This window comes from Halospina sp. K52047b, assembly GCF_008709855.1.
In the GTDB taxonomy this organism is placed as follows: Bacteria; Pseudomonadota; Gammaproteobacteria; order Pseudomonadales; family Oleiphilaceae; genus Halospina; species Halospina utahensis_B.
The window spans coordinates 174,293-196,197 of the sequence record NZ_VYJH01000004.1 but is presented as its reverse complement, the minus strand read 5'-3'; the positions used below and the strand labels follow the sequence as shown (position 1 = coordinate 196,197).

The 21,905-nt window shown below is 62.4% G+C and carries 22 protein-coding genes; 8 read left to right on the top strand and 14 right to left on the bottom strand.

Annotated features, from left to right (window positions below; genetic code table 11):
• Positions 1–135 precede the first annotated feature (135 nt).
• From F3089_RS07605 to F3089_RS07590, 4 genes are all read left to right on the top strand, one after another.
• Entirely contained in the window at positions 136–522 is a 387-nt protein-coding gene (locus F3089_RS07605; protein WP_151440212.1) for a hypothetical protein, read from the top strand.
• A 60-nt stretch (positions 523–582) separates the two neighbouring features.
• Positions 583–1,296: a metallophosphoesterase gene (locus F3089_RS07600; RefSeq protein WP_151440211.1), complete on the top strand. Its 714-nt coding sequence runs from the start codon at positions 583–585 to the stop codon at positions 1,294–1,296.
• Between the two features lie 17 nt (positions 1,297–1,313).
• Positions 1,314–1,829, top strand: a complete 516-nt coding sequence (locus F3089_RS07595; protein ID WP_151440210.1) for a L,D-transpeptidase family protein — start codon at positions 1,314–1,316, stop codon at positions 1,827–1,829.
• Positions 1,830–1,929: 100 nt separating this feature from the next.
• Positions 1,930–2,223, top strand: coding sequence for an Lpp/OprI family alanine-zipper lipoprotein (locus tag F3089_RS07590; RefSeq protein WP_151440209.1), 294 nt, complete (start codon positions 1,930–1,932; stop codon positions 2,221–2,223).
• A gap of 39 nt (positions 2,224–2,262) precedes the next feature.
• Here F3089_RS07590 and queE read toward each other — a convergent pair whose 3' ends face one another.
• Both queE and queC read right to left on the bottom strand, forming a co-directional pair.
• On the bottom strand, positions 2,263–2,925 hold the full coding sequence (gene queE, locus F3089_RS07585; protein WP_151440208.1) for a 7-carboxy-7-deazaguanine synthase: 663 nt from the start codon (positions 2,923–2,925) through the stop codon (positions 2,263–2,265).
• On the bottom strand, positions 2,925–3,587 hold the full coding sequence (queC, locus tag F3089_RS07580) for a 7-cyano-7-deazaguanine synthase QueC (RefSeq protein WP_151440207.1): 663 nt from the start codon (positions 3,585–3,587) through the stop codon (positions 2,925–2,927). The genes queE and queC overlap by 1 nt, the downstream gene beginning before the upstream one ends.
• Before the next feature lie 332 nt (positions 3,588–3,919).
• On the opposite strand from queC, the gene F3089_RS07575 reads away from it, so the two are divergent.
• Entirely contained in the window at positions 3,920–4,165 is a 246-nt protein-coding gene (locus tag F3089_RS07575; protein ID WP_077529884.1) for a hypothetical protein, read from the top strand.
• 26 nt (positions 4,166–4,191) lie between these two features.
• Here F3089_RS07575 and F3089_RS07570 read toward each other — a convergent pair whose 3' ends face one another.
• From F3089_RS07570 to F3089_RS07560, 3 genes are read right to left on the bottom strand one after another with little or no spacing between them, the layout of a single operon-like run.
• Positions 4,192–4,575, bottom strand: a complete 384-nt coding sequence (locus tag F3089_RS07570; protein ID WP_151440206.1) for a response regulator — start codon at positions 4,573–4,575, stop codon at positions 4,192–4,194.
• 51 nt (positions 4,576–4,626) lie between these two features.
• Positions 4,627–5,178: a hypothetical protein gene (locus F3089_RS07565; RefSeq protein ID WP_151440205.1), complete on the bottom strand. Its 552-nt coding sequence runs from the start codon at positions 5,176–5,178 to the stop codon at positions 4,627–4,629.
• A gap of 12 nt (positions 5,179–5,190) precedes the next feature.
• A complete protein-coding gene (locus F3089_RS07560) occupies positions 5,191–8,727 on the bottom strand; it encodes a hybrid sensor histidine kinase/response regulator family protein (protein ID WP_151440204.1) in 3,537 nt (1,178 codons plus the stop codon).
• A 91-nt stretch (positions 8,728–8,818) separates the two neighbouring features.
• On the opposite strand from F3089_RS07560, the gene F3089_RS07555 reads away from it, so the two are divergent.
• A complete protein-coding gene (locus F3089_RS07555; protein WP_151440203.1) occupies positions 8,819–9,931 on the top strand; it encodes a hypothetical protein in 1,113 nt (370 codons plus the stop codon).
• Between the two features lie 14 nt (positions 9,932–9,945).
• Here the strand turns inward: F3089_RS07555 and F3089_RS07550 are convergent, their stop codons facing one another.
• The 3 genes from F3089_RS07550 to F3089_RS07540 form a co-directional block, all read right to left on the bottom strand.
• On the bottom strand, positions 9,946–10,197 hold the full coding sequence (locus tag F3089_RS07550; RefSeq protein ID WP_151440202.1) for a hypothetical protein: 252 nt from the start codon (positions 10,195–10,197) through the stop codon (positions 9,946–9,948).
• A gap of 112 nt (positions 10,198–10,309) precedes the next feature.
• The gene (locus F3089_RS07545) at positions 10,310–11,620 is read right to left on the bottom strand and encodes a serine hydrolase domain-containing protein (protein WP_151440201.1); all 1,311 of its coding nucleotides are present in this window, start codon (positions 11,618–11,620) and stop codon (positions 10,310–10,312) included.
• Between the two features lie 59 nt (positions 11,621–11,679).
• Positions 11,680–12,519: an ion transporter gene (locus F3089_RS07540; RefSeq protein WP_151440200.1), complete on the bottom strand. Its 840-nt coding sequence runs from the start codon at positions 12,517–12,519 to the stop codon at positions 11,680–11,682.
• A gap of 143 nt (positions 12,520–12,662) precedes the next feature.
• Here F3089_RS07540 and F3089_RS07535 point away from each other — a divergent pair, with 143 nt between their 5' ends.
• Both F3089_RS07535 and F3089_RS07530 read left to right on the top strand, forming a co-directional pair.
• Positions 12,663–13,265 carry a TetR/AcrR family transcriptional regulator gene (locus F3089_RS07535; protein WP_151440199.1) on the top strand — a complete coding sequence of 201 codons (603 nt, stop codon included), beginning with the start codon at positions 12,663–12,665 and terminating at the stop codon, positions 13,263–13,265.
• A gap of 37 nt (positions 13,266–13,302) precedes the next feature.
• Positions 13,303–14,529 (top strand): NADH:flavin oxidoreductase/NADH oxidase family protein, encoded by a 1,227-nt coding sequence (locus F3089_RS07530; RefSeq protein WP_151440198.1) that lies wholly within the window; start codon positions 13,303–13,305, stop codon positions 14,527–14,529.
• 9 nt (positions 14,530–14,538) lie between these two features.
• Here the strand turns inward: F3089_RS07530 and F3089_RS07525 are convergent, their stop codons facing one another.
• From F3089_RS07525 to cyoE, 6 genes are all read right to left on the bottom strand, one after another.
• On the bottom strand, positions 14,539–15,450 hold the full coding sequence (locus F3089_RS07525; RefSeq protein ID WP_225741707.1) for an alpha/beta fold hydrolase: 912 nt from the start codon (positions 15,448–15,450) through the stop codon (positions 14,539–14,541).
• The gene (locus F3089_RS07520) at positions 15,440–18,511 is read right to left on the bottom strand and encodes an efflux RND transporter permease subunit (RefSeq protein ID WP_151440197.1); all 3,072 of its coding nucleotides are present in this window, start codon (positions 18,509–18,511) and stop codon (positions 15,440–15,442) included. The genes F3089_RS07525 and F3089_RS07520 overlap by 11 nt, the downstream gene beginning before the upstream one ends.
• A 2-nt stretch (positions 18,512–18,513) precedes the next feature.
• The gene (locus tag F3089_RS07515; protein ID WP_151440196.1) at positions 18,514–19,596 is read right to left on the bottom strand and encodes an efflux RND transporter periplasmic adaptor subunit; all 1,083 of its coding nucleotides are present in this window, start codon (positions 19,594–19,596) and stop codon (positions 18,514–18,516) included.
• On the bottom strand, positions 19,593–20,246 hold the full coding sequence (locus F3089_RS07510) for a TetR/AcrR family transcriptional regulator (RefSeq protein ID WP_151440195.1): 654 nt from the start codon (positions 20,244–20,246) through the stop codon (positions 19,593–19,595). Before F3089_RS07510 ends, F3089_RS07515 begins: the two co-directional genes overlap by 4 nt.
• 84 nt (positions 20,247–20,330) lie before the next feature.
• Complete coding sequence (locus F3089_RS07505) at positions 20,331–20,996, bottom strand: SCO family protein (RefSeq protein ID WP_151440194.1); 666 nt, start codon at positions 20,994–20,996, stop codon at positions 20,331–20,333.
• Entirely contained in the window at positions 20,996–21,898 is a 903-nt protein-coding gene (cyoE, locus tag F3089_RS07500; protein ID WP_151440193.1) for a heme o synthase, read from the bottom strand. The genes F3089_RS07505 and cyoE overlap by 1 nt, the downstream gene beginning before the upstream one ends.
• Positions 21,899–21,905 lie beyond the last annotated feature (7 nt).

Below are 21,905 nucleotides of genomic sequence, written 5' to 3'. Positions count from 1 at the left end.
TTTTTACCCGGCTTTAAGGATGATGGCTGCAAAACGCAGCTGTTTCAGTTTCAATGGAACCGGTAGTGCGCTTGAGCGTCCTGTACGGAGTCAATGCACCAATTTGCCTGTTTCAGCAACCCGGAGAAACCCTCTATGACCGATGAGGTACTGGTTCTGGACGTGCGTTTCGCCGTCCACCAGCTCAGAAGCACCGACCTGATCCCTGCCGGGGTCTTCCGGACCCCCTATTACTGGATCGGGCGTACCGCCGGGTTTCTGTCACTCATCTGTGATGAGTCACTGTCGCTGCCGGCCGCCGACACCAGCACCGGCTGGCTCTGCCTCAATATCCGCACCGGCGATCCGGTGCTCCCGGAAGTGGCGCAGAATCTGCGCAACAGCGGCATCGGCTTTGTCCCACTGCCTTCCGGCGCTGGCGCCTACGGCCTGGTTCCGGAACACCAGTTGGCGCAAACACGCACCCAGCTGGAAGCCGCCGGCTACCGCGTCAGGGATGAGGCTGAAACGGGTTCCGCCTGAAACCTGTTCCCTGCTAGCTTGGGGTGTATCCTGCAGGACCAGACTGGAAACCCATATATCATGCACGACCTGACACAGCATCGCTATTTCCGGCGCAACCAGCGTGGCCGTGATTTCGTGGTCAGTGATCTTCACGGCCGTCTGGATCGGCTTGACTACCGGCTGGAACAGCAGGGGTTCGACCCCGGGCGCGACCGTCTGTTCGCCGTTGGGGACCTTGTTGATCGCGGCGACAACAGTGCCGCCCTGGTCGAGCGCCTGGAGGAACGCTGGTTCTTCAGCGTACTCGGCAACCACGAACTGATGCTGCTGGATGCACTGGCTGACCCGGGCGCACGGGTGCTGCACGAGCACAACGGGGGGCGCTGGTTTCACCGCCAGCCCTCCGGGGCACAGCTCTACCAGGGCACTCTGCTGCACCAGCACCTGTCCCTGGCCTTTACAGTGGAAACCATGAACGGTTCCGTGGGCATCATCCACGCCACCGCCCCCTCGGACTGGCGTACCGTGCAGGAAGTCCCCATGGATGAAGGCCAGTGGGAGGAACTGGTCTGGGACCGGTCCGACTACAACCAGGCCCTGCGTGCCCCGGCACTGGTTCCCCCGGTACGCCACGTGACCCGCGTGGTGCATGGCCATGTCTCCTGCGACCAGCCGATACATGCGGCCAACCGTTTCTGGATTGACACGCTTTACCGGGGTGGTGATATTACCCTGATACCGATCCCGGCCCTGCTCGGCATTCCCGAGCACCAGCGTTCCAGCGCAGGCTGAGACCCACGGGGAGAACCATGCGTCGATCCATAACAGCCGCCACTGTTCTGGTGTTCCTGTTGCCTCTGATCCAGTCTTTCCCGGCAACCGCCATCAGTGACGGCACCCCCCATGCAGACCGGGTGCTGGTGATCAAGAGCGAGCGCAGGCTGTACCTGATCCGTGACGGCAAACGCATTGAAAGTTTCCGGGTATCCCTGGGGCAGGAGCCGGAAGGGCACAAACTTTTCGCCGGCGACAACCGTACCCCGGAGGGCCAGTACACCCTGGATTGGCGCAATCCCGAGAGTGACTACTACCGCTCCATCCACATCTCCTACCCCAACTCCGAGGATCGCCGCAAGGCCCGGGCATGGGGGCAGGACCCCGGAGGTAACATCATGATCCACGGACTGCCCAATGACGCGGACAAGTGGAACTTCGCCTTCGAGGGGCTCGACTGGACGGATGGCTGCATTGCCGTTAACAACCGGGCAATGGATGAGATCTGGCGCCGGGTTACCGTTGGTACACCGATTGAAATCAGGCCGTGAAAACGGTTTTCACAAACCGTCACTTTGCTACACTTGAAGCGGCATGGACTCCTCACACTGAGTCCCGCCGAATATTAACCCGAAGAAAAAGGGGACTATCATGAAAAAGCTGACGCTCGCAGGAATTACCCTGACCGCTGTTGCACTGGGCGGCTGCGCAAGCACCAACAACGACGCCATGAATACGGCGGACGATGCAATGGACACAGCAAACGATGCCATGAGCACGGCGGAGAGTGCTGACAGCAGTGCGGCTGATGCACAGGCGCGGGCTGACGAAGCCTACGAGCTGGCTCAGGAAGCGCTCGAGCGCGCCAAGAATGCCGAGCAGTCGGCTGAGGAAGCCAACGAGCGGGCCAAGCGCATGCTGGACCGCGCTACCGGCAAGGAGTAAGCCGGTACCGGGAAGCCGCCCCAGGGCGGCTTCCTTCCCTCATTCTATACCCACCATCTTGTGCATCTGAACACTCAGCCGCCAGCGCGGATGCGCCATGCAGTAACGGATGGCCTCACGCGTGCTTGCATCCCGGACCAGATCCCGCTCCGCCCCCGCATCCGGTGATGACATGGGTGAAAGCAACCGTGCCCGCGCCTCGATATCGTCATAGTCCGCTGGATCCTGGCCCTGCTGGGGATACACCAGCTTCAGTTCATCACAGCGCCTGATACGGATACCGGTACCCGCCTTGGGGCTGACGCAGAGCCAGTCGATGCCATCCGGGGCATCCAGCGTGCCGTTGGTCTCCACCGCCACGAAGAAATGGCGCTGGTGGAATGCCTCCAGGAGGGCTCCATCCAGCTGCAACAAGGGTTCGCCGCCGGTACACACCACCATGGGGGATTCCTCAATGCTTCCGGAGCCCGGCCAGAGAGACGCGATATGATCGACGAGCCCCTCAGGCGTCTCGAATACGCCCCCATTGGGCCCATCGGTCCCCACAAAATCCGTATCGCAGAACTGGCACACCGCCGTGGCCCGGTCCTTTTCCCGGCCAGTCCAGAGGTTGCACTTGCTGAAGCGGCAGAAAACGGCAACCCGCCCTGCCTGAAGCCCCTCCCCCTGGAGGGTGGTGAAGGCTTCCTTGATCCGGTACATCAGTGCGCATCCTCATAGGGCAGGGGATCTGTGACGCCGTGGGCGGCGAAGGCCTCGAGCCGTTCCGTGCAGGCCCCGCAACGGCCGCAGGCCCGGGTCCGGCCGTTGTAACAGGTCCAGGTACGGCTGTAGTCCAGGTCCATGGCGAGCCCCTCACCCAGGATCTGACCCTTGGTGAAGTGCATGAAGGGTGCCGCCACGCGCACAGCTTCGTAGTTGGCCACGCGGGCAACCCGGTCCATCTGCTCGATGAACTCAGGCCGGCAGTCGGGATAGATGGCATGATCACCGCCATGGGCCCCGTACCAGACCGCCTCGGCGCCGCGACTCACCGCATGGCCGATGGCCAGCGACAGCAGGATCATGTTGCGGTTGGGCACCACAGTAGCCTTCATGGTGGCTTCCTCGTAATGCCCCTCCGGCACGGGTTCTGAATCGGTCAGCGCGGAACCGGCCAGCAGACCCTGGATACTGGTGATGTCGACCACTTCGTGATCAATCCCGAGCTCCCGGGTGACGGCCCGGGCACAGTCGAGTTCCCGGGCATGGCGCTGGCCGTAGTCAAAGGACAGGGCATGCACGTGCCAGCCCTCCGCCAGCGCCCGGTGCAGCAGCGTGTAGGAGTCCATGCCTCCTGAATAGATGACAACAATACGGCTCATTGGGATTCCCGTGCGGTTGGCCTGGTGCCCATTCTAACAGACTACCCGCAGCCGCTCTTGAAAAAGCCCGGTTCCGGGATACACTGAGGGTATGGAGTCAGAAGGCACTTATACCATGACAACAGGTGGTAACCCCGTGGGGGTGACATCCATTACGACACGAAAGCACCCGCTGACGACCGCGGGCTCCTGAACGGTATGCAAGACCGGAGGGAGCCCTGCGGGGTCGCCTCCGGTCGGTTGGGCTGATGCCCTGTCCGATAGCCCGGAGGTGACCGCCTCCGGGCTTTTTCGTTGTATTGAATCCGAGCAACGCGGACAGGAGGGGTCCCATGAGCCAGAAAGCGAATCACAACAGCAACCGTATCCGCCGCCCCGGGCGTCTGCCGTTCCTGGACGCCATCTGCAAGCGCCTCAACCAGCGCGTGAACCTGGAGGATGAACGCTCGGTTCTGGCTCTGTATGAGCGCGGTTGGATCTTCCATGGTGTTCTGGGTACACCGAGCGAGGCGGAAAGCCGCTACATCCGCTCGCTTGCAGCCCGGTACAACTCCTGGATCCAGAAACAGGTGGCCTGAGAGGAAGGAGGGCGCACAACAGCGGCTCAGGCGCCGCTGTTGTGGATCATCATGTAGTTGTTGACCACATCCTGGATCTTTTCACGGGAATAGGGTTTGACCACATAACCATTGGCGCCGGCGGTGATCGCCCGCTGAATGCTGTCGATGGAATCATCGGCCGTAACCAGCACCACATGCTGCTGCCGATTCGCCGCCTTGATCTCCTTCATCACCTCATGGCCATCACGATCCGGCAGGCCAAGGTCCAGCATCACGATCTGGAAACTGTCTCCATTGAAGGCCTCCACCCCGGATGCCGCATCATCCGCTTCAACCACCCGGCTCACACCGACGGCATAGAGCATCTCGGTGAGCATCTGGCGCATGGTGGGTTCGTCCTCAACAACAAGCACGTTGAGATTCGTCATTGGATCCTCTCGATTGTTCTCCAGCCTCTCAACTATAGCAGGCGTGCACCCTCACGCCTCATCGCGTGACATTCTCTGACTTTCTCCGTCCCTGGCGGGAAGTTCCAGCTCGCGCTCGCCCTCGGGGTCACCCTGATCCGGGTCCTCACTACCGAAAAGGACCGGGTCCGGGCGTGTCAGGAGATTGCTGATACTGATCGCGGTGGTATAGAGCGAGATGGCGACGATCAGCAGTATCGGCTGGACAAACACAACCATCCGCGGCACCTCCTCACTGGTGGTGATCAGGAGCAGCATCAGAATGGCCGGCCCGAGCACCAGCAGCAGGGTCAGTGCCAGAAAGAACACGATGCGCTCACGGAAATGGCTCAGACTGTGATCGGTGATCAGCCCGAGCACGAACTTGCCCAGAGCCAGCCCTCCCAGAATGGCCGCGGCAATGGAAAGATCCGGCGCCGTGAGCGTGGCTTCCGGATGGCCATGCCAGGCCCGGGTCAGGGCGATCACGGCAAACGGGAAGAGAATGAAGATCACATCCGCGTAGGTCCCGTACATCATGTTGACGGTTTCGTGGTTCGTACGATGGTCCGGAAGATGGTTCATGGCATCATCCTGTTACTGTTGACTGTCCCGCCCCTCCAGAGCCTGCCGGATAAGGCCGGCCAGCTCCGGATAGAGGTTGACCGCATGGGTCACGTCCTGGTTCTTGAGGGCGCGTTCCACTTCGGCCGCCTTCTCCGTAATCAGCGGGTACCCCATGGCGCCCGCCGTTCCCTTGATCTGATGGACCTGGCGCTGCAGATCCATCCAGTGCTCATCCCGGATCGCCTGCTCCATGGTGTCGAGCCGCTCCGGCAGTCCATCCAGGAACTGATCCACCAGGTGCTGGATATCCGGATCCGTTCCCGACTCTGATTCAGCCTCCGCCGATTCCCCACCCCCCAGGTGTTTCTGCAGCAGCACCCGCAGCTGCCCGGAATCAATGGGTTTGTGCAGAACGCCGTCGCAGCCCGCTTTCTGGAGGTCATCCACTTCCGACTCATCACCCGCGGTGAAGGCAATGATCGGCCGCCGGAAACCGGTCTGGCGCAACATCCGGGTCGCCTCCGGGCCGTCCATCTCCGGCATGTGGCTGTCCATCAGCACCAGGTGGACCGTTTCGCTCATGGCGGTGGACACCGCCGCGGACCCCGTATCCACCGACAGCACCGTCACCCCGAAGCGCGCCAGAAGGCGCTCGACCAGGCGGCGGTTGTCCTCGTTGTCTTCCGCTACCAGCACTGTGCCCTGATACTGTTGTACCACCTCTGTCCTGGCCTCACTGCGCACCCGCAGGTAACGGGCCAGTGTCTCGTAGAAACGCCGCTTGTCGATGGGCTTGGCCAGATAATCGTCACAGCCGGCTTCCTGATAGTCCTGCAGATCCTCCGCCATGACATTGGCCGTCAGGGCAACGACCGGTGTGTTGATACCGGCTTCCCGGATGGCCCGGGTGGCATCCCGGCCATTCATCACCGGCATCTGGATGTCCATCAGGATCAGATCCCATGCTTCGCTGCTCGCCCGCTCCAGCGCCTCGGCCCCATTGCCCACATGGGCCACCTCGGCCCCGGTGCGGGTGATGAGCAGATCCACCAGTTTGCGGTTCACCTCGTTGTCCTCCGCCACCAGGATGCGGCCACTCAGGTGGGGTGCATGCAGCATGGGCAGCTGGCGACGGCGCTGGGTCATCTCCGAGGCGTCACGGATCATGTGGACACCGTCCAGTGGCCCGCTGTCGATCGTGACCTCGAACTCACTGCCCTCGCCATAGACACTGTCCACCCTGATATCACCGCCCAGCAACTCGGCGAGATGCCGGGAGATGCTCAGGCCCAACCCCGTTCCCCCGTACTGGCGAGCGGTGGCGGCGGCACCCTGGGCGAAGGGGTCGAACAGGCGCTCCATCTGCTCCGGCTTCATACCGATGCCGGTATCCACCACCCTGGCATGCAGCTTTTCCTGCTCCCGGTCGCAGCGGATCGCGATGTGGATACTGCCCTTATCGGTGAACTTGAGCGCATTACCGCACAGGTTGATCAGGATCTGGCGGAAACGTGTCGGATCCGTGCGGATGATCTCCGGCAGCGGGTACTCGCACTGGATGAAAAACTCGAGCCCCTTCTCCCGGGCCCTGGGGGTGAAGAAGGCACGCACCTCGTCCAGCAGTTCCGGGAGGTTGACGTTCAGGCGCTCCACCTCAAGCTTGTTCGCATCGATCTTGGAATGGTCGAGAATGTCGTTGATCAGGTCGAGAAGGTGACGCCCTGAACGGACCACGGTCTCGGCACTGCCGCGTTTCTCGGACTCGCTGAGATCCGGTTCCATGAGGGTTTCACCATAGCCGATGATCGCCGCCAGAGGTGTGCGGATCTCGTGGCTCATGTTCGCCAGGAACTGGCTCTTGGCGGCGGCCGAGTTGCGGGCGATCTCCTTCTCCAGTCGTTCGTTCTCGCGCTCCTTCTCAACCTCGTGGCGCTGGCGCCGCTCGGTCACATCCACGAAGGTGCCCTCAAGGTGGCTGGGCTCGCCGTCCTCGGTATAGATGGTCCGGATGGAGATATTGGCCCAGCGTTCCTCGCCCTGACAGGTCTCGAAGGTGCCTTCAACCCCGTGTACTTCGCCCTCCTTCTCCAGCTGCCGGATCACCCAGTGGCGGACACTCGACTGGGAGAAGCAGGCCCGCAGCGCATCCGGAACACCATTGATCAGGCTTTCGACGGTACTGTAGCCCAGAATCCGCGCCATGGAGGGATTGGCGTCCAGGAACCGGCAGCTGGTCGACATCTGGAAGATCCCTTCCATGGCATTCTCGAACAGAGCGCGGTAGCGGTGAAGATTGGCCACCGCCTGCTGGTTCCACTCCAGGGCCTCGCGCTGGACGATCTTGATGCGGTTGGCGAACGCCAGTGACAGCAGGATGTTCTGGGCCACGAACCCGATCTGGGGGGCGTGGCTGGTGAAACTGTTGAGCGGGTAATACCCCATCACGGCGGTGCCGTAGAAGCCCACGCCGACCAGGGTGCACAGCCAGGAAACAAAGTAGATCCCGGCGCTGGGCAGCTCATTGCGCCAGGCCCAGTAACTGAGCGCGATGATCACCACCGCCAGGCCCACGGAGCCGACCACGGTCCATTCCATCGCCACGTGGTAGTCGTGAAAAAGGCTGATCACCAGCGTGGTAATGGCCGCGTACAGGCAGAGCTTCAGCACCTGGTCCAGGTGGGCGGCGCGGTTGCGGGTATCCAGCAGTTCCCGCGCCATCATGGTGCCGAAGATCCAGCTCAGCTGGATGTAGATGTGCAGGTACTCCTTGTGGAGCCAGGACTGGAGCCCGCCGAACACCTGCATGCCATGCACCTGTTCGGTCATCACGAACAGCATGGCGAACAGGATGTAGGTGGTGTAGTAGATGTAGCCCGGTTCGCGCACCACCAGGGTGACGAAGAAGTTATAGGCCAGGAGGGCGAACAGCGCCCCCATGAACAGCCCCTGGATCCACTCATCCACCGCGACCTTGCCCAGGTAGCTATCCAGCTCCCACAGGTTCAGGGGCAGGCGCATGGTGTTTCGGGTTTCCACGCGCAGAAGCAGCGTATAGCGTTCCCCGGGCGCGAGGTTCAGACGGAAGGACGGGTTGGGCACCGCGAATTCCCGCTCGGACCACTCATCCGAATAGCGGTGCTGCTGCCGCGTCACCACCTCGTCCTGTTCATTGACCAGGTACAGGTCCGCCTGATCCACCAGCGGCAGCACCAGTTCCACCACCCAGTCGGCCACCGGGTGACTGCCGTTACGGTAGACAAGGTCGCGCTTGATCCAGAACACCGACTCGGTATAGCCGTAGTTGAGCACCCCTACAGTGTGCTCATTGAACTCCGGCGTATTGCCGGCGATCACATCCTCCAGGCTGTATTCGTGGGCCTCGTCCTGGAGATAACGGAAGCAGCTGCCGATATTGTGGTGCTCCTCCCCGTCACGGATCTCCACGGGGCCCGCCAGGCAGCTCCCGGCTTCCTGCGCGCTGGCCCCGGACACCACAACAGGGCACAGCACCGCCAGCGCAAGGAGCAGCCAGGTATACCGGGGATGTGCGGGCAATCTGGCGTTCAAAACTGTGATCTCTCCGGACGCGGGGAAAGCAATCGCGCATTATGCTGTAAATGTGCATTCACCGGAACAGTATGGTCGCTGGAGTGGATTGATGAAAACGCGCCCGTGTTTCAGAGCGTATGCGGCGTCTCTGGCCGTTCTGCTGAGCGCCGGGCTCACCGGCTGTGAGCTTGACACCGGCTCCTCCGGGGGCGGCCCAGGGTCCTGCACGGATGGCTTCACCTTTGAGGATCCGTCGCAAGTGCAGTACGGGTCGCTGACCATCGATAAGGATCAGAACACCAATCCCGCTGGCGCGAACCTTGAAAAGACGCTGTTCCGCCAGTTCGCAAGGATTGCAGAACCGGCTGACGGGACGGAGAACCAGAATCAGGCAACGGAAGCCTATGATTTCTTCAAAAAAGAGACTGAAAAATTCATAGGGTTCAACAAAGACAACCTGCCGGACTACAACCAGGTGAGAAACGGCTTTGACCTTCTGGAAGCCATGATCGCCTCCGGCAATGTCGCCCCCCTCCAGACCGCCCGGGATGCCATGGCGAACTGCGTTCGCGAGGACGCCCCCGGCAGCATCAGGGTCAACACACTGAAAGTCACGGAAACAGAGGTCCCCGAAGACGAGCGGGAAACATGGGAGCTGGGCGTGAACTACGCTCACAACCCGGAACCACTGACGGATCCCACGCCCTTTGGTCCCAACGTCGCGCGCGTGGCTTTCACACCGGAAAGCTTTGTATTCACGCTCTACCCCAACCAGGCATTTCAGGGCATCGGACCCTCATCCGGATTCAAACAGCCAAGCAAGTTGATCGCCGGTTTCAACGCGGACTTCGAGGAAACCGTGAACGAAGAGGAGAGTTCCGGGGATTCAGGTAATGACGGAGGAGATCCAGACTCGGTGATCTTCGAATCCTTCCTTGAGAACACACAGGACGACCGGGGTGATGACCGCAGTCAGACCGACCGCTGGTCCTGGAGTTCTGAGGAAGGAACCACGGATTTCTCTGGCTATGATTCTGGAATCGACAGGGCAAAGTGCGTGCGGGTTACGGCTGACTACTCGGACAGCACCTCGCAGGATCGTATAACCGTGGAACTGGCCTCGGAAGCGTGTCCCAGCATCAGTGATCCCACAGACTTCAACGCGGAGAAATTTTTCACCTATAAGTCAGCTGACCCAACCGTTGAGCAGGTCCGGAACTGAGCAGCCGTGCGGGCTCACCGCCGGCTGCACCCCGTATCCATACCCCACTGCTCCATGAAGGCCCGCTTCTTGCGGATCAGGCGCTCGTAGGTGCTGACAATGCTGGCGCTGTGCGCGGTGGGTGATTCCCGAAGGGCATCCACCCGTTCCTGCAGTGACCGCAGTTCACTGCAGAGCCGCTGATGAAGATGGTCGTGGACACTCTCGAACTGATCCAGGGCGATATCGGTATCAGCCCTCATCACATCCTGTTGTTCGCTGCGCATCGTAATAACCCGTCCCTGCCTGGTTATACTGACTACTTTTTGCGCATTCTGCCCCGACTGACATCGGATTGCAATAAGATGTGAACAGGCTTTCACCATTTTACACAAGCGTTCAGGTCGCGCCCGGAGCACCCTGAACGACTCCCAGCGGCCGCTCCGATTCCTCCAGTACGGGGAAACTGCTGCACACCTGATTCACGAAACCCGCCAGCACCGGCAGATGATGCCCCACGATGGGAATACCGGTATTAATCAGCGACACGCTGATGTCGCGGCTCGGGTCGGCCCAGCACCATTTGTTGATCAGGCCCACATGGCCGAAGGCCTCGCCCGACTGCGGCCCCCAGAGCCCCACCGGATCCGCCCCCAGCATAAAGCCGGCGCTGAAGCGCATGGGAATCATCATGGTGCGGTCAATCTGCATGCGGCCGTAGGCCTGCACCGCGCGGATGACCGTCTGGCGGTCGCAGATGCGCTTACCGTTCCAGGTGCCCCCATTGAGCATCATCTGGAAGAAGCGCCCCATCTCCTCAGCGGTGCCGCACAGGTTGCCGGCGGGGATGACCGCCTCCTGGAAGCGCGGATCATTGCTGACCTCGGCCACGGTATTGATATCACCACCCAGGGCCCGGCGCACGATCCAGGACACCGGAAACACCAGTTTGGGGCCTGTGGCGTAGTTCCAGGCCAGATCCAGCAGGTTGTCATGGTCAATGCCGTAGGTGAAGTAGCGCATGCCCATGGGCTGGCGCAGGCGCTTGTCCAGCAGGCTATCAATGCTTTCCCCGGTGACCCGCCGAACCACTTCCCCCAGGACGTAACCACCCGTGATGGCATGGTAGGCAACCGTGCTGCCGTCCGCCTCTATGGGCCGGGCATCGCACAGCAGCTTCCAGATGTAGCGCTCGTCCCAGAGCGCATCGATGGGTGTGTCCTTGGGCAGACCCGGGATGCCCCCGCGATGGGACAGGATCTGGTGGATGGTGATGTGCTTCTTGCCGTTGCGGGCGAATTCCGGGCAGTAGAAGCTGACCGGGTCCAGCAGATTGATGAGCCCATCCTCCGCCAGCATGTGAACGAGCAGGGCAGTCACGGCCTTGGAAGCGGAGAAATAGCAGACGGGTGTCTCCGTTGTCATGGGCACCCGGGGCCCATCGGGGCGATCCTCGGGCCCATTGCCCTGGGCATGGCCAAGGGCCCGGTTCAGCAGAAGCTGGCCCCGGTGGCGCAGCGTGATCTGAAGGCCCGGATGGGTCCCAGTACGATACAGCGCGGCCACCTTCTCCCAGACGGCCTCAACGGACTCGCTGCTCACACCCGCTTCGGCGGCGTTCTGCTCCCCGCCCCTGTCCACGGTTGTGACCGTATCCAGATCCCCCGGGATGCGACTGCTGTGAAGCCGTTTCCTGAGCCATTCGTTCATCGGAGCTGCTCCCTCCTGCCGTTCCCTTGTTCAATGTGACATTCCAGTATGGCACGGAATCAGCCGCTGCGCGTGCCGTCCCTGCCCTCCAGGCTGGTCTCGATGCGATCCAGCTGCTGCTGGAGCTCCTGCATGTGCTCATGGATCCGGTGCACCTCCACGGCCTCGCCCTCACCGTTCTCCTCGTCCACACGCTGGCTTTCCTTTTCCATCACCTGCAGCACGATACCGATCATCATATTCAGGAAAATGAACGCCGTGAGGAACAGGAAGCTCAGATAATAGATCCAGCTCAGGGAGTACACTTCCTGGGTCTCGTACATCACATCCGTCCAGTCCTCGAAAGTGGCGATGCGGAACAGCGTCAGCATGGAGCGGGCGATATTGCCCCAGAGGAAATCATTGATGTGGCCGAACAGGAAGCTGCCAAAGGCACCGTAGATGTAGAAGATGATGAACATCAGCAACACCACGTAACCCATGCGCGGGATGGCCTTGAACAGCGACCCCATCAGGATCCGCAGCTCCGGGATCAGCGACACCAGGCGCAGGACCCGGAAAATGCGCAGCAGGCGTGCCAGCAGCACCATTTCCGAGTCGTCGATGGGGATCAGGCTTGCCACCACAATGATGAAATCGAAGACATTCCAGCGCTCACGGAAGAAGTCCCGCAGGCGCTCCTCCGCCGCCATCCGGATCAGGATCTCGATCAGGAAGAAGACCGTCACCGCCCAGTCCAGTACCCCCATCACCTGGTCGAATCGACTGACGCCCTCGTAGGTGCGGGCGCCAATGAGCAGGGCGGAGACGATGATGATGCTGATCACCGCGCCCTCAAAGAGGCGGTTACGGTGCAGCGCGTCGAGTCGGCGCTTCAGGTCGCTGGCACTCTGAGCCATTCACTGAACCTCCTGTGGACGGAAAACGGCATTATCACTGATCCACCCCGTTCACACGAGGATTTGACCTCCCTCCGGAGAACAGATAATGTTCAAAACATCGAGTAGACGACCGGTCTAATTGGCACAGAAAGTCAATCATCATGTCCAGAGCCCAGCGCAATCCCAACCTCCGCCAGGAACTCCTTGAAGCAGGTGTTCACCTGCTGTCCGAGCAGGGGTACCACGGCACCGGTATCAAGGAGATCCTGGACCGGGTCCAGGTCCCCAAGGGGTCCTTCTATCACTACTTCAGCAGCAAGGAAGGCTTCACCGCCGAGATCATCGAGGATTACACCGAGGATCTGCTGGCGCTGATGGACCGCCACCTGGACCAGCCCCGCGACTCCGCCCGCGAGACCATCCGCCAGATGTACGGGCTGATGATCACCGAGTTTGAACGCCGGGGCTGCATCCGGGGCTGCCTGCTGGGCAACCTGGCCGCCGAAATCGGCGCCGCCAGCCAGCAGTGCCAGCAGGCCCTTCAGAAAGGTTACCGCGACTGGCGGGAACGGTTCGTGCCACTGGTGGAACAGGGCCAGCGCCTTGGCGAGTTCCGCGACGACATTCCCGCCAGCGCCCTGACCGACATCTTCTGGAACCACTGGGAGGGCGGCATCCTGCGCATGAAGCTCGAGGGCCAGGCCGATCTGCTGCGCGCTGATCTGGACTGGCTCCTGGACCGCCTGATGGCGCCCGCCCCCTGATTTCCGATCCCAATCCCTTTTATGGAGTATCCGTTCCATGGCAACACCCACACTGAATGACGAAAAAACACTGCAGCGCGGCCGCCCCATCAAGAACCGCCTGATCAAATCCGCCATGAGCGAGCAGCTGGGCAACGCCCGGCACGACCCGGATGAACGGCTCGCCCGCCTGTACCGGGCCTGGGCGGACGGCGGCATCGGTCTGTCCATGACCGGCAACGTCATGATCGACCGCAACGCACTGGGCGAACCGAAGAACGTGGTGCTGGACGAACAGTCCGACCTGGACGCCTTCCGGAACTGGGCCGAACAGGGCCAGGCCAATGCCACCCAGGTATGGATGCAGCTCAACCATCCCGGCAAACAGATCCCGAAGTTCCTGAACAGCCAGCCGGTGGCGCCTTCCGCGGTGCCCCTGGGAGGCGGGCTGGAGAAGATGTTCGCCACACCCCGGGCCCTGGAAGGGGAAGAGATCCAGGCCATCATCGGCCAGTTCGCCCGTTCCGCGCACCTTGCAAGGGAAACCGGCTTCTCGGGGGTCCAGATCCACGGCGCCCACGGCTACCTGGTGAGCCAATTCCTCTCTCCGCGCCACAACCAGCGTGACGATGAATGGGGTGGCTCACCGGAGAACCGCCGCCGCTTCGTGCTGGCCGTTCATGAGGCCATCCGTGAGGTGGTGGGCCCGGACTTTCCGGTGGGCATCAAGCTCAACTCGGCGGATTTCATGAAGGACGGCTTCAGCGAAGAGGAATCCATGGATGTGGTGCGGGCACTGACCGAGGCCGGCATCGATCTCATCGAGATTTCCGGCGGCACCTATGAGGCACCCGCCATGACCGGGTTCAAGGCCAAGAAGGAAAACGCCCGTGAAGCCTACTTCCTGGATTACGCGGACGCGGTCCGCCGCCACACGGACGTCCCGCTGATGGTCACCGGCGGCTTCCGTTCCGCCACCGCCATGCAGCAGGCGCTGGACTCCGGTGCTACCGATTTCATCGGTCTGGCCCGCCCGATGGCCGTGGACCCGGAGCTGCCACGCACCCTGCTCAGCAACCCTCAGGCTAAGCTGGCCATCAAGCGGCCGTCCACCGGCTTCAAGGGGCTCGACAAGGCACTGATGCTGGACATCACCTATTACGAGTCCCAGCTCGCCCGACATGCGGACGGCAAAAAGCCGAAACCCGGGCTCAGCCCCTGGATCACCGTCGCCAACACCTTCGCTGCCATGGGCGCGAACGCCTTCAAGCCGCGCCGCGGCTGAACACCGGCGTCAGTGGGGCTCGTCAGCCCGGCGCGTGAGGGCGATGGTCTGGTCCACGATCCGGTTGACCAGTTCATCCGGAAGGTCATGGCCCATGCCCCGGATCCAGGCCAGACGCACCCCCGGTATCAGCCGGTGCAACCGGCGTGCGGCCTGGGGCCGGATCAGGGGATCCGCGGTGCCATGCAGGATCAGGGTGGGCGCGTGGATGCGGCGACTGTAGTCCGAGAGATCACCAGTGGCGAGGATGGCCCGCATCTGGCGCAGTATCCCCCTGGGCCGGTAGCTGCGATGGTAGTCGGCACGGATGTGGCGTTCCGTCTCCACCAGGTCGCGCGGGTACGCCGGGCTCTGGATCCGCTTCCAGAGTCCCAGCCCCCGGGCGACGGCCGCCTCCTCGTCATGGCCTTTGACGCCGCCACCCTGGAGCCACCAGATCACCTCCGGTTTGGGCAGGGGCATGCGCGGACTGTTGTTGGACGTCATGACCAGCGCCAGACTGCGCACCCGTCGGGGATGGGTCGCCGCCAGCAGCTGGCCGATCATGCCCCCCATGGAGACCCCCTTGACGTGGGCACTCTGGATGCCGAGGGCATCCATCAGCCCCACGGCGTCGCGGACATGATCATGAAGGGTATAGGGCGCGTCCAGCTTCAGGCCCATCCGGAACCGGGCCATGGCCATCACGGGATGGCCGTCCACCGACGCCTCTATCTCCGAGGAAAGACCGATGTCCCGGTTATCGTACCGGATCACCCGGAAACCCGCGCGAGCGTAGCGCTCCAGCATGGCTTCCGGCCACAGGGTCATCTGTGCCCCCAGGCCCATGATCAATAACAGAGGTGGTCCCTCCGGGTCCCCCCGTTCCTCCACGCAGAACGTCAGACCATTGCTCTCGATGTACCGGGTTTCAGGTGTCACTCTTACCTCCTCTGCCGGGCAGCCAACGCTCACCCAGCAACAGCAGAATCGGGGTAACCAGCAGCGTAAGCACGGTGGCAAAGGCCAGACCGCCTGCAATGGCGCTGGAAAGCTGGGTCCACCACTGGGTGGACGGGGCGTTGATGCCCAGCGCGGGGGTGAGCAGGTCCACGTTCACACCCAGCACCATGGGCATCAGGCCCAGTATTGTGGTCACGGCCGTCAGAAGGACCGGCCGCAGACGCAGGCATCCAGTCTCAAGGGCGGCCTCATAGGGTGACAGGCCCTCCCCGCGCATCACATTGAAGGTGTCGATCAGCACGATGTTGTTGTTCACCACAATGCCGGCCAGCGCAATGATGCCCATACCCACCATCACCACGCCAAAGGGCTGGGCATTGAGCAGCAGCCCCAGCAGCACGCCGGCCGTGGACAGCACAATCGCGGAGAGAACCAGAACCGCCTGATAGAGGCTGTTGAACTGGGTCACCATGATGGTGAACATCAGGAACAGGGCGACCGCGAACGCGGTGCTCAGGAAACGGGCCGACTCCTGCTGATCCTCGTTCTCACCGGCCACTTCGACGCGGATACCGTCCGGAAGTGACGGCATGGCCGACTGCAGCGTCTCCAGCCGCTCCGTAACCTGCTCGCCGGAGGCCACATCCGCCTTGATGGTGATGGCCCGCTGGCCGTCCACGCGCTTGATCACGCCCGTCTTGGGCGCCGGCTCAAGATCCATGAAGTTGGTGATCGGCACCTGGCCGCCTTCCGTGTGCAGGGTCAGACGCTCGAACTGGTCCAGGTTGCGCCACAGCTCCGGCAGCCGCACCAGGATATCCACCTCATCCCGCACGCCCTCCGGCCGGTAGGTGGACAGTACCAGGCCGTTGGTCACCAGCCGGACCACATTGCCCACGCTGACCACATCGGCCCCGAAGCGCGATGCCGCCTCACGGTCCACGTCGATCTGCCACTCGATGCCGGGCAGGCTGCGGTCATCCTCAACATCCACGAAACCGCCCACTTCCTCCATGGTCGCTCTTATCCGATCCGTGGCCGTATCCAGCTTCTGTTCACCCACACCGCGCACCTGAAGCTCCACGGGCTTGCCCTGGCCGGGCCCCTGTTGCTGCTGCCGGAATTCCAGCTTGATGCCTGGAATATCCCGGGTGCGCTCCTGCAGATCCGCCAGGATACGGCTGGCCGGGCGGCGCTTCTCCCAGTCGACCAGCTGGAACTGGATGGTGCCAATCACATCGGGTGCCATCTGGTCCCCGGCGCTGGCCCGGGAACGGGCGTACAGCGCCTCGACCTCCCGGAGCCCGTACATCCGTTTCTCCACTTCCCGGACAATGGCGTCGCGTTCGTACACGGACAGGTCGCCACGGGCCCGGATGTGCACCTGGGCGGAATCCGGCTCCACGTCCGGAAAGAACTCAACGCCATGATTGAAGGCCCCGTAGGCGCCATAGATGCCAGCCATGGCCACCAGGAGCAGCAGAAGGGTACGGCCGGGCCAGGTCAGGGAGCGGTCCAGCAGCCGCCGATAGGCCTGACCAAAACGGCTCGGCCGGTTATCGCCTCCTTTCGCGCGCCCGCCACTGACCCCACCCAGTATGGGCAGGAAGATCAGTGCCATGACCAGTGACATGAGCAGACAGAGGATCACCGTGATCGGCAGGAACTTCATGAATTCGCCCACCACCCCGGGCCAGAACAGCAGCGGGATGAACACCGCCAGGGTGGTGGCCGTCGAGGCGATGACCGGCCAGGCCATGCGGATGGCGGCCTCGGCCCAGGCCTCGCGCGGCGGCATGCCCGACAGGCGGTTCCGGTCCGCCAATTCCGACACCACGATGGCGCCGTCCACCAGCATGCCGGCGACCAGGATCAGGCTGAACAAAACCACAATATTGAGGGTATAGCCCAGCAGCCAGATCAGGAGGATACCCGAAAGGAAGGCACCTGGAATGGTCAAGCCCACCAGCAGCGCCGAACGTGGGCCCATGACGGCCACCACGATGACCAGCACCAGCACGATGGCCGTCAGGACGTTGTTGAGCAGGTCGGAAAGGATGTCATTGACCTCGTCCGACTGGTCCATGATGGTGGTGATCCGCACCGCATCGGGCAGCCGCTCGCGCGCCTGATCCATCAGGTGCTGGACCTTCTGGACAGTCTCGATGATGTTGGCGCCTGTGCGCTTGGAGATTTCCAGGACTACTGCAGGTTCGCCGTTGATGCGCGCAAAACCCTCCGGATCCTTGAAGGTGCGCTGGAGGGTGGCCACGTCCCCGAAGGTGACCACGGAATCATCCGCCACCTTCAGGGGCATGGACATGACATCCTCCAGGGTCTCGACCACCCCGGGCACCTTGAGGGCCATGCGGCCGGCGCCGGTATCCAGACTGCCGGCCGCCACCAGCTGGTTGTTGCGGGCCACCCGGTTACCCAGGGTGGCGTAGTCGATCCCGTAGCTGTCCAGAACCTGCGGATCCACGACCACCTCGACCATGTCCTCCCGGTCACCGGCGATCTCCACTTCCAGAACTTCCGGAATCCCCTCCATCTCGTTCTGGAGATCCCGCGCCATACGGATCAGTTCCGGCTCGGACAGTGGACCGGAAAGACCAATGGTCAGCACCGGGAAGAGCCCCACGTTGACCTCGTTCACGCGCGGCTCCTCGGCTTCCGAAGGAAGATCCGCCCGGGCAATGTCCACCTTTTCGCGCACATCCTGAAGCGCCTGATCGGCGTCAAAGCCGGCGTCGAATTCCAACATGACCGAAGCATGGCCCTCACTGGCCGTCGAGCTCATCTCCTCGACACCTTCCAGCGAGCGCAGTTCCTGTTCCATCGGGCGGACCAGCAGCCGTTCCCCATCCTCCGGGCTGACGCCCTCCAGCGCCATTGAGACGTAGATCATGGGGATGGGGATATCGGGATTGGCTTCCCTGGGTATGGTCTGGAAGGCCACTATTCCCGCCACCACAAGGAAGATCAGGGTCAGTATGGTGGTGCGTGCGCGGTCCAGGGCCGCGTTGATGAGGCCACGCATGCTCAGTCCCCGTTCCCGCCGGCAGCGACCGGTGTGACCTGCTCACCTTCACGGACAAAACCAGCGCCGCGGGTGATCAGTCGTGTGCGCAGCGGCAGGCCGGTCACCCAGGCGCCATCATCATCGGTACTCAGAAGCCGTACCGGGGTGAACACCACTTCGTTGTCGGCGGAGACATGGCGGACACCCAGGCGGCCCGCATCATTGAGCCTGAGATGTGCCGGTGAAAGGCGGGTGGCCAGTTCCGGCGCCAGACCGATGCGCAGCGTGGCGCTGGAACCGGCCACACGCCAGTGGTCGGGATTGGGCACGGCAGCCTCAATGCGGAAGCTTCGGGTCTCCGGGTGCGCGGAGTTGGCAATGAAAGACAGATTGCCACTGAGCTCCCGCCCATCAAGCAGCTCCACCCGCACGGACTGGCCATTGGCGAGTTGTCCGGCCTTCTGTTGGGGAACCCGGCCACTGACCTTCAGGCGTCGGGTCTGCACCAACTCCGCAAGGGGGTCGCCGGGCTGGAGCTCGTCCCCGATCTCGGCTTCATGGCTGTTGATGCTGCCGTCGAACGGCGCTTCCGGCGTCAGGTCATCGAGCGCAATTCGGGCCTGTTCCAGTTCCGCCCCGGCCGCTGCCATTTCAGCACGCCGCGCCAGGTACTCGGACTGGGAGGCCAGATCCGCGCCACGCAGCCGGGAGGCAGCCTCGACGTCCGTACGGGCACGCTCCAGTTCCGCTCGTGCCTTTTCCAGCTGCTCCTCCCGATCCTCCTCGGAAAGCCGGGCGATGCGATCGCCTTTGGCGAGCTCGGCACCGAGAGGCTCAAGGCTCTCCAACTGTGCTGCGATGCGACTTCGGATCACCACGGTGCGCCAGGGCTCAACCTGGCCCTGGATCACAACTTCCGGCTGGAAAGGCGTGGCCAGACGCTCGCTCACCTCAACCCGGGAAATGGTTGGCTCTGACTCCTCGTAGGGATCCTCCATGTTGCTGGCACTGCGGCGGACATCCCCGCTGAGCAGCCAGAGCACCAGAAGGATGACCAGCGCAATCGCCATTGCCACCGGCCCCCGGGGGATTCTGTTGATCATTGAGCTACCTCCCTTCCCTGGACCGGATCCGGCCCTGTCAGGCCAGCGACGATGAATTCCACCACATGCTCAAAATAGGCCTCGAGACTGGGGGTCCCATGGCGCTCCGGGCCCAGGCCGCCGGCGGCAATACGTTCCATAACGCCCTGAAAGATGGCATCCACGCCCCAGAACAGGCCCTCAATGGGTTTGTCCGGTACTTCGCCGGCTTCGATGGCAGCCCGGACCAGCTCATGGAACAACACCTGGTAGTCCCGGTCCAGAGCCTCCATGGCCGCGCGTTCGTCTTCTCCCAGGCGGGCCTGGAGTTCGGGGCGGTCGCAATGCAGACACAGCTGGACATCCACGGGGTGGGCCTGCATCAGGGCAAAGGCTTCGTGCAGGACGCGCCGGATGCTCTTCAGAGGGGTTCCGGCCGGCTCCAGGGCACGGTAATGGGCCAGACAGTCACGGGAGAAACGCAGGGCAAGGCGGGCATAGATGCTCTCCTTGCTGCTGAAGTGCTTGTAGACCGTACCCTTGGCGACACCGGCATGCTGGGCGAGCTGGGCGATGGTAACGCGCTCCCAGCCGCTGTCGCGGAACAGTGACAGAGCCGTATCCAGCAGCAGGGTTTCCCGCTGCTGGAAGAGTTCATCCTGATAGCGCACCGGTGTCGGACTCCTTTAGTGACCAGCGGTCATTGTATGACCGGAAGTCACAGCCGGCAAGCAGCCCCGACCGGGGCATTGGAGTCACTGACTGCCGGGTTGCCAACTCTGGATGGCTTCATAGGTGTCCGCCACGGTATCGGCGTCAAAGGGCTTCTGGATCAGCCCGGCAAGGCGGCCGTTGGGGGAGATGATCGACAGATGGGCGCTGTGCTCGACCACAGGGTTGCCGTTGGCATCCGTACTGTGGGTGAAGGTGGCGTTGAGATCCGCGGCCAGGCTTCTCAGGGTTTCGAGGTCGCCTGTGAGGCCCCGGAAATCGTCCCCGAAGAAAGTGACGTAGCGGCTCAGGGCTTCCGGTGTATCCCTTTCCGGATCCGCAGTGATCATAAGGAACTGGGGCTCCGTAGCCCGGTCCGAAATGCGGCTGTCTGCCTTGGAGAGTGTTGCCATGGTGGTCGGGCAGATGTCCGGACAATGGGTGAAGCCCAGAAAGGCCAGCGTCCACTGGCCGCGGAGGATGGACTCATCCACCGTGTTGCCCTGTTCATCGACAAGGGAAAAATCAGCAATGGCGCGCGGCTTGTCATAAAGGTAGACGTTGTCCGCAGCCACCTCAGGGGGCTTGGCATTCCCGCCACTGCTGTACTGGGAGCCCAGCCAGACGTTGTAGATGGTCAGTGCCATCACACCGGCCGCGACCATGAAAAGGATGATGACGGTAATGGCGATGTTGCGGTTCTGGGACATCAGATCTCCGGGAAGCGGACAAAGTGGTCAACCAGCAGGACGACAAACAGCAGCATCAGGTAGGTGATGGAATACTTGAACGTATCCAGCGCGACACGCCGGTCATCCCCCCACCACAGCCGAAACGCGTACTGCAGGAAACGCAGCCCGAGCAGGGTGGCGCCGACCAGATAGATCATGCCGGACATACCGGTCGCTACGGGCAGCAGGCTCACGGCGAACAGCATGAAGGTGTAGAGCAGGATATGCAGTTCGGTAAAACGGTTGCCATGGGTAACCGGGAGCATGGGAATATCCACCTGGGCGTATTCCTCCTTGCGATGAATCGCCAGGGCCCAGAAGTGGGGCGGCGTCCAGGCAAAGATGATCAGTACCAGCAGCAGGGCATTGGGGTCCACGGTTCCGGTTACGGCGGTCCAGCCCAGAAGGGGCGGCATGGCACCAGCAAGCCCGCCGATAACGATGTTCTGGGGGGTGGCGCGCTTGAGGAAGACGGTATAGATGATGGCATAGCCCACCAGCGATGCCAGCGTCAGCCAGGCGGTGATCATGTTCACCTGCCAGACAAGCACCAGCATTCCGGCAAGACCCAGGGTGGCGCTGAAGCCAAGGGCATCGGCGTTGCTCAGGCGCCCGGTTGCAACCGGCCGGCGCCGTGTACGGGCCATGCGGGCGTCGATCTCATGGTCCACAACATGGTTGATGACGGCAGCGGCGCCGGAAAGCAGGGCAATACCCAGGTTGCCCCAGAAAACGGTGGCCAGAGACGGCAGCCCGGGCTCAGCGACCAGCATGCCGATGATGACGGTCATCAGCATCAGTGCGACTACCTTCGGCTTGGTCAGCTCAAGATAGTCGCGCCATGTAATGGCTCGTTTCGCGGATGCGGTATTGTCACTCATAGGAAAT

Coding starts and splice junctions, on each gene's coding strand:
- F3089_RS07600 (WP_151440211.1), top strand. CDS start 583: ATGCACGACCTGACACAGCATCGCTATTTCCGGCGCAACCAGCGTGGC.
- F3089_RS07595 (WP_151440210.1), top strand. CDS start 1,314: ATGCGTCGATCCATAACAGCCGCCACTGTTCTGGTGTTCCTGTTGCCT.
- F3089_RS07505 (WP_151440194.1), bottom strand. CDS start 20,996: ATGTCCCAGAACCGCAACATCGCCATTACCGTCATCATCCTTTTCATG.
- F3089_RS07520 (WP_151440197.1), bottom strand. CDS start 18,511: ATGCGTGGCCTCATCAACGCGGCCCTGGACCGCGCACGCACCACCATA.
- F3089_RS07590 (WP_151440209.1), top strand. CDS start 1,930: ATGAAAAAGCTGACGCTCGCAGGAATTACCCTGACCGCTGTTGCACTG.
- F3089_RS07535 (WP_151440199.1), top strand. CDS start 12,663: ATGTCCAGAGCCCAGCGCAATCCCAACCTCCGCCAGGAACTCCTTGAA.
- F3089_RS07530 (WP_151440198.1), top strand. CDS start 13,303: ATGGCAACACCCACACTGAATGACGAAAAAACACTGCAGCGCGGCCGC.
- F3089_RS07570 (WP_151440206.1), bottom strand. CDS start 4,575: ATGACGAATCTCAACGTGCTTGTTGTTGAGGACGAACCCACCATGCGC.
- F3089_RS07540 (WP_151440200.1), bottom strand. CDS start 12,519: ATGGCTCAGAGTGCCAGCGACCTGAAGCGCCGACTCGACGCGCTGCAC.
- F3089_RS07555 (WP_151440203.1), top strand. CDS start 8,819: ATGAAAACGCGCCCGTGTTTCAGAGCGTATGCGGCGTCTCTGGCCGTT.
- F3089_RS07545 (WP_151440201.1), bottom strand. CDS start 11,620: ATGAACGAATGGCTCAGGAAACGGCTTCACAGCAGTCGCATCCCGGGG.
- F3089_RS07575 (WP_077529884.1), top strand. CDS start 3,920: ATGAGCCAGAAAGCGAATCACAACAGCAACCGTATCCGCCGCCCCGGG.
- F3089_RS07605 (WP_151440212.1), top strand. CDS start 136: ATGACCGATGAGGTACTGGTTCTGGACGTGCGTTTCGCCGTCCACCAG.
- queE (WP_151440208.1), bottom strand. CDS start 2,925: ATGTACCGGATCAAGGAAGCCTTCACCACCCTCCAGGGGGAGGGGCTT.
- queC (WP_151440207.1), bottom strand. CDS start 3,587: ATGAGCCGTATTGTTGTCATCTATTCAGGAGGCATGGACTCCTACACG.
- F3089_RS07515 (WP_151440196.1), bottom strand. CDS start 19,596: ATGATCAACAGAATCCCCCGGGGGCCGGTGGCAATGGCGATTGCGCTG.
- F3089_RS07550 (WP_151440202.1), bottom strand. CDS start 10,197: ATGCGCAGCGAACAACAGGATGTGATGAGGGCTGATACCGATATCGCC.
- cyoE (WP_151440193.1), bottom strand. CDS start 21,898: ATGAGTGACAATACCGCATCCGCGAAACGAGCCATTACATGGCGCGAC.
- F3089_RS07565 (WP_151440205.1), bottom strand. CDS start 5,178: ATGAACCATCTTCCGGACCATCGTACGAACCACGAAACCGTCAACATG.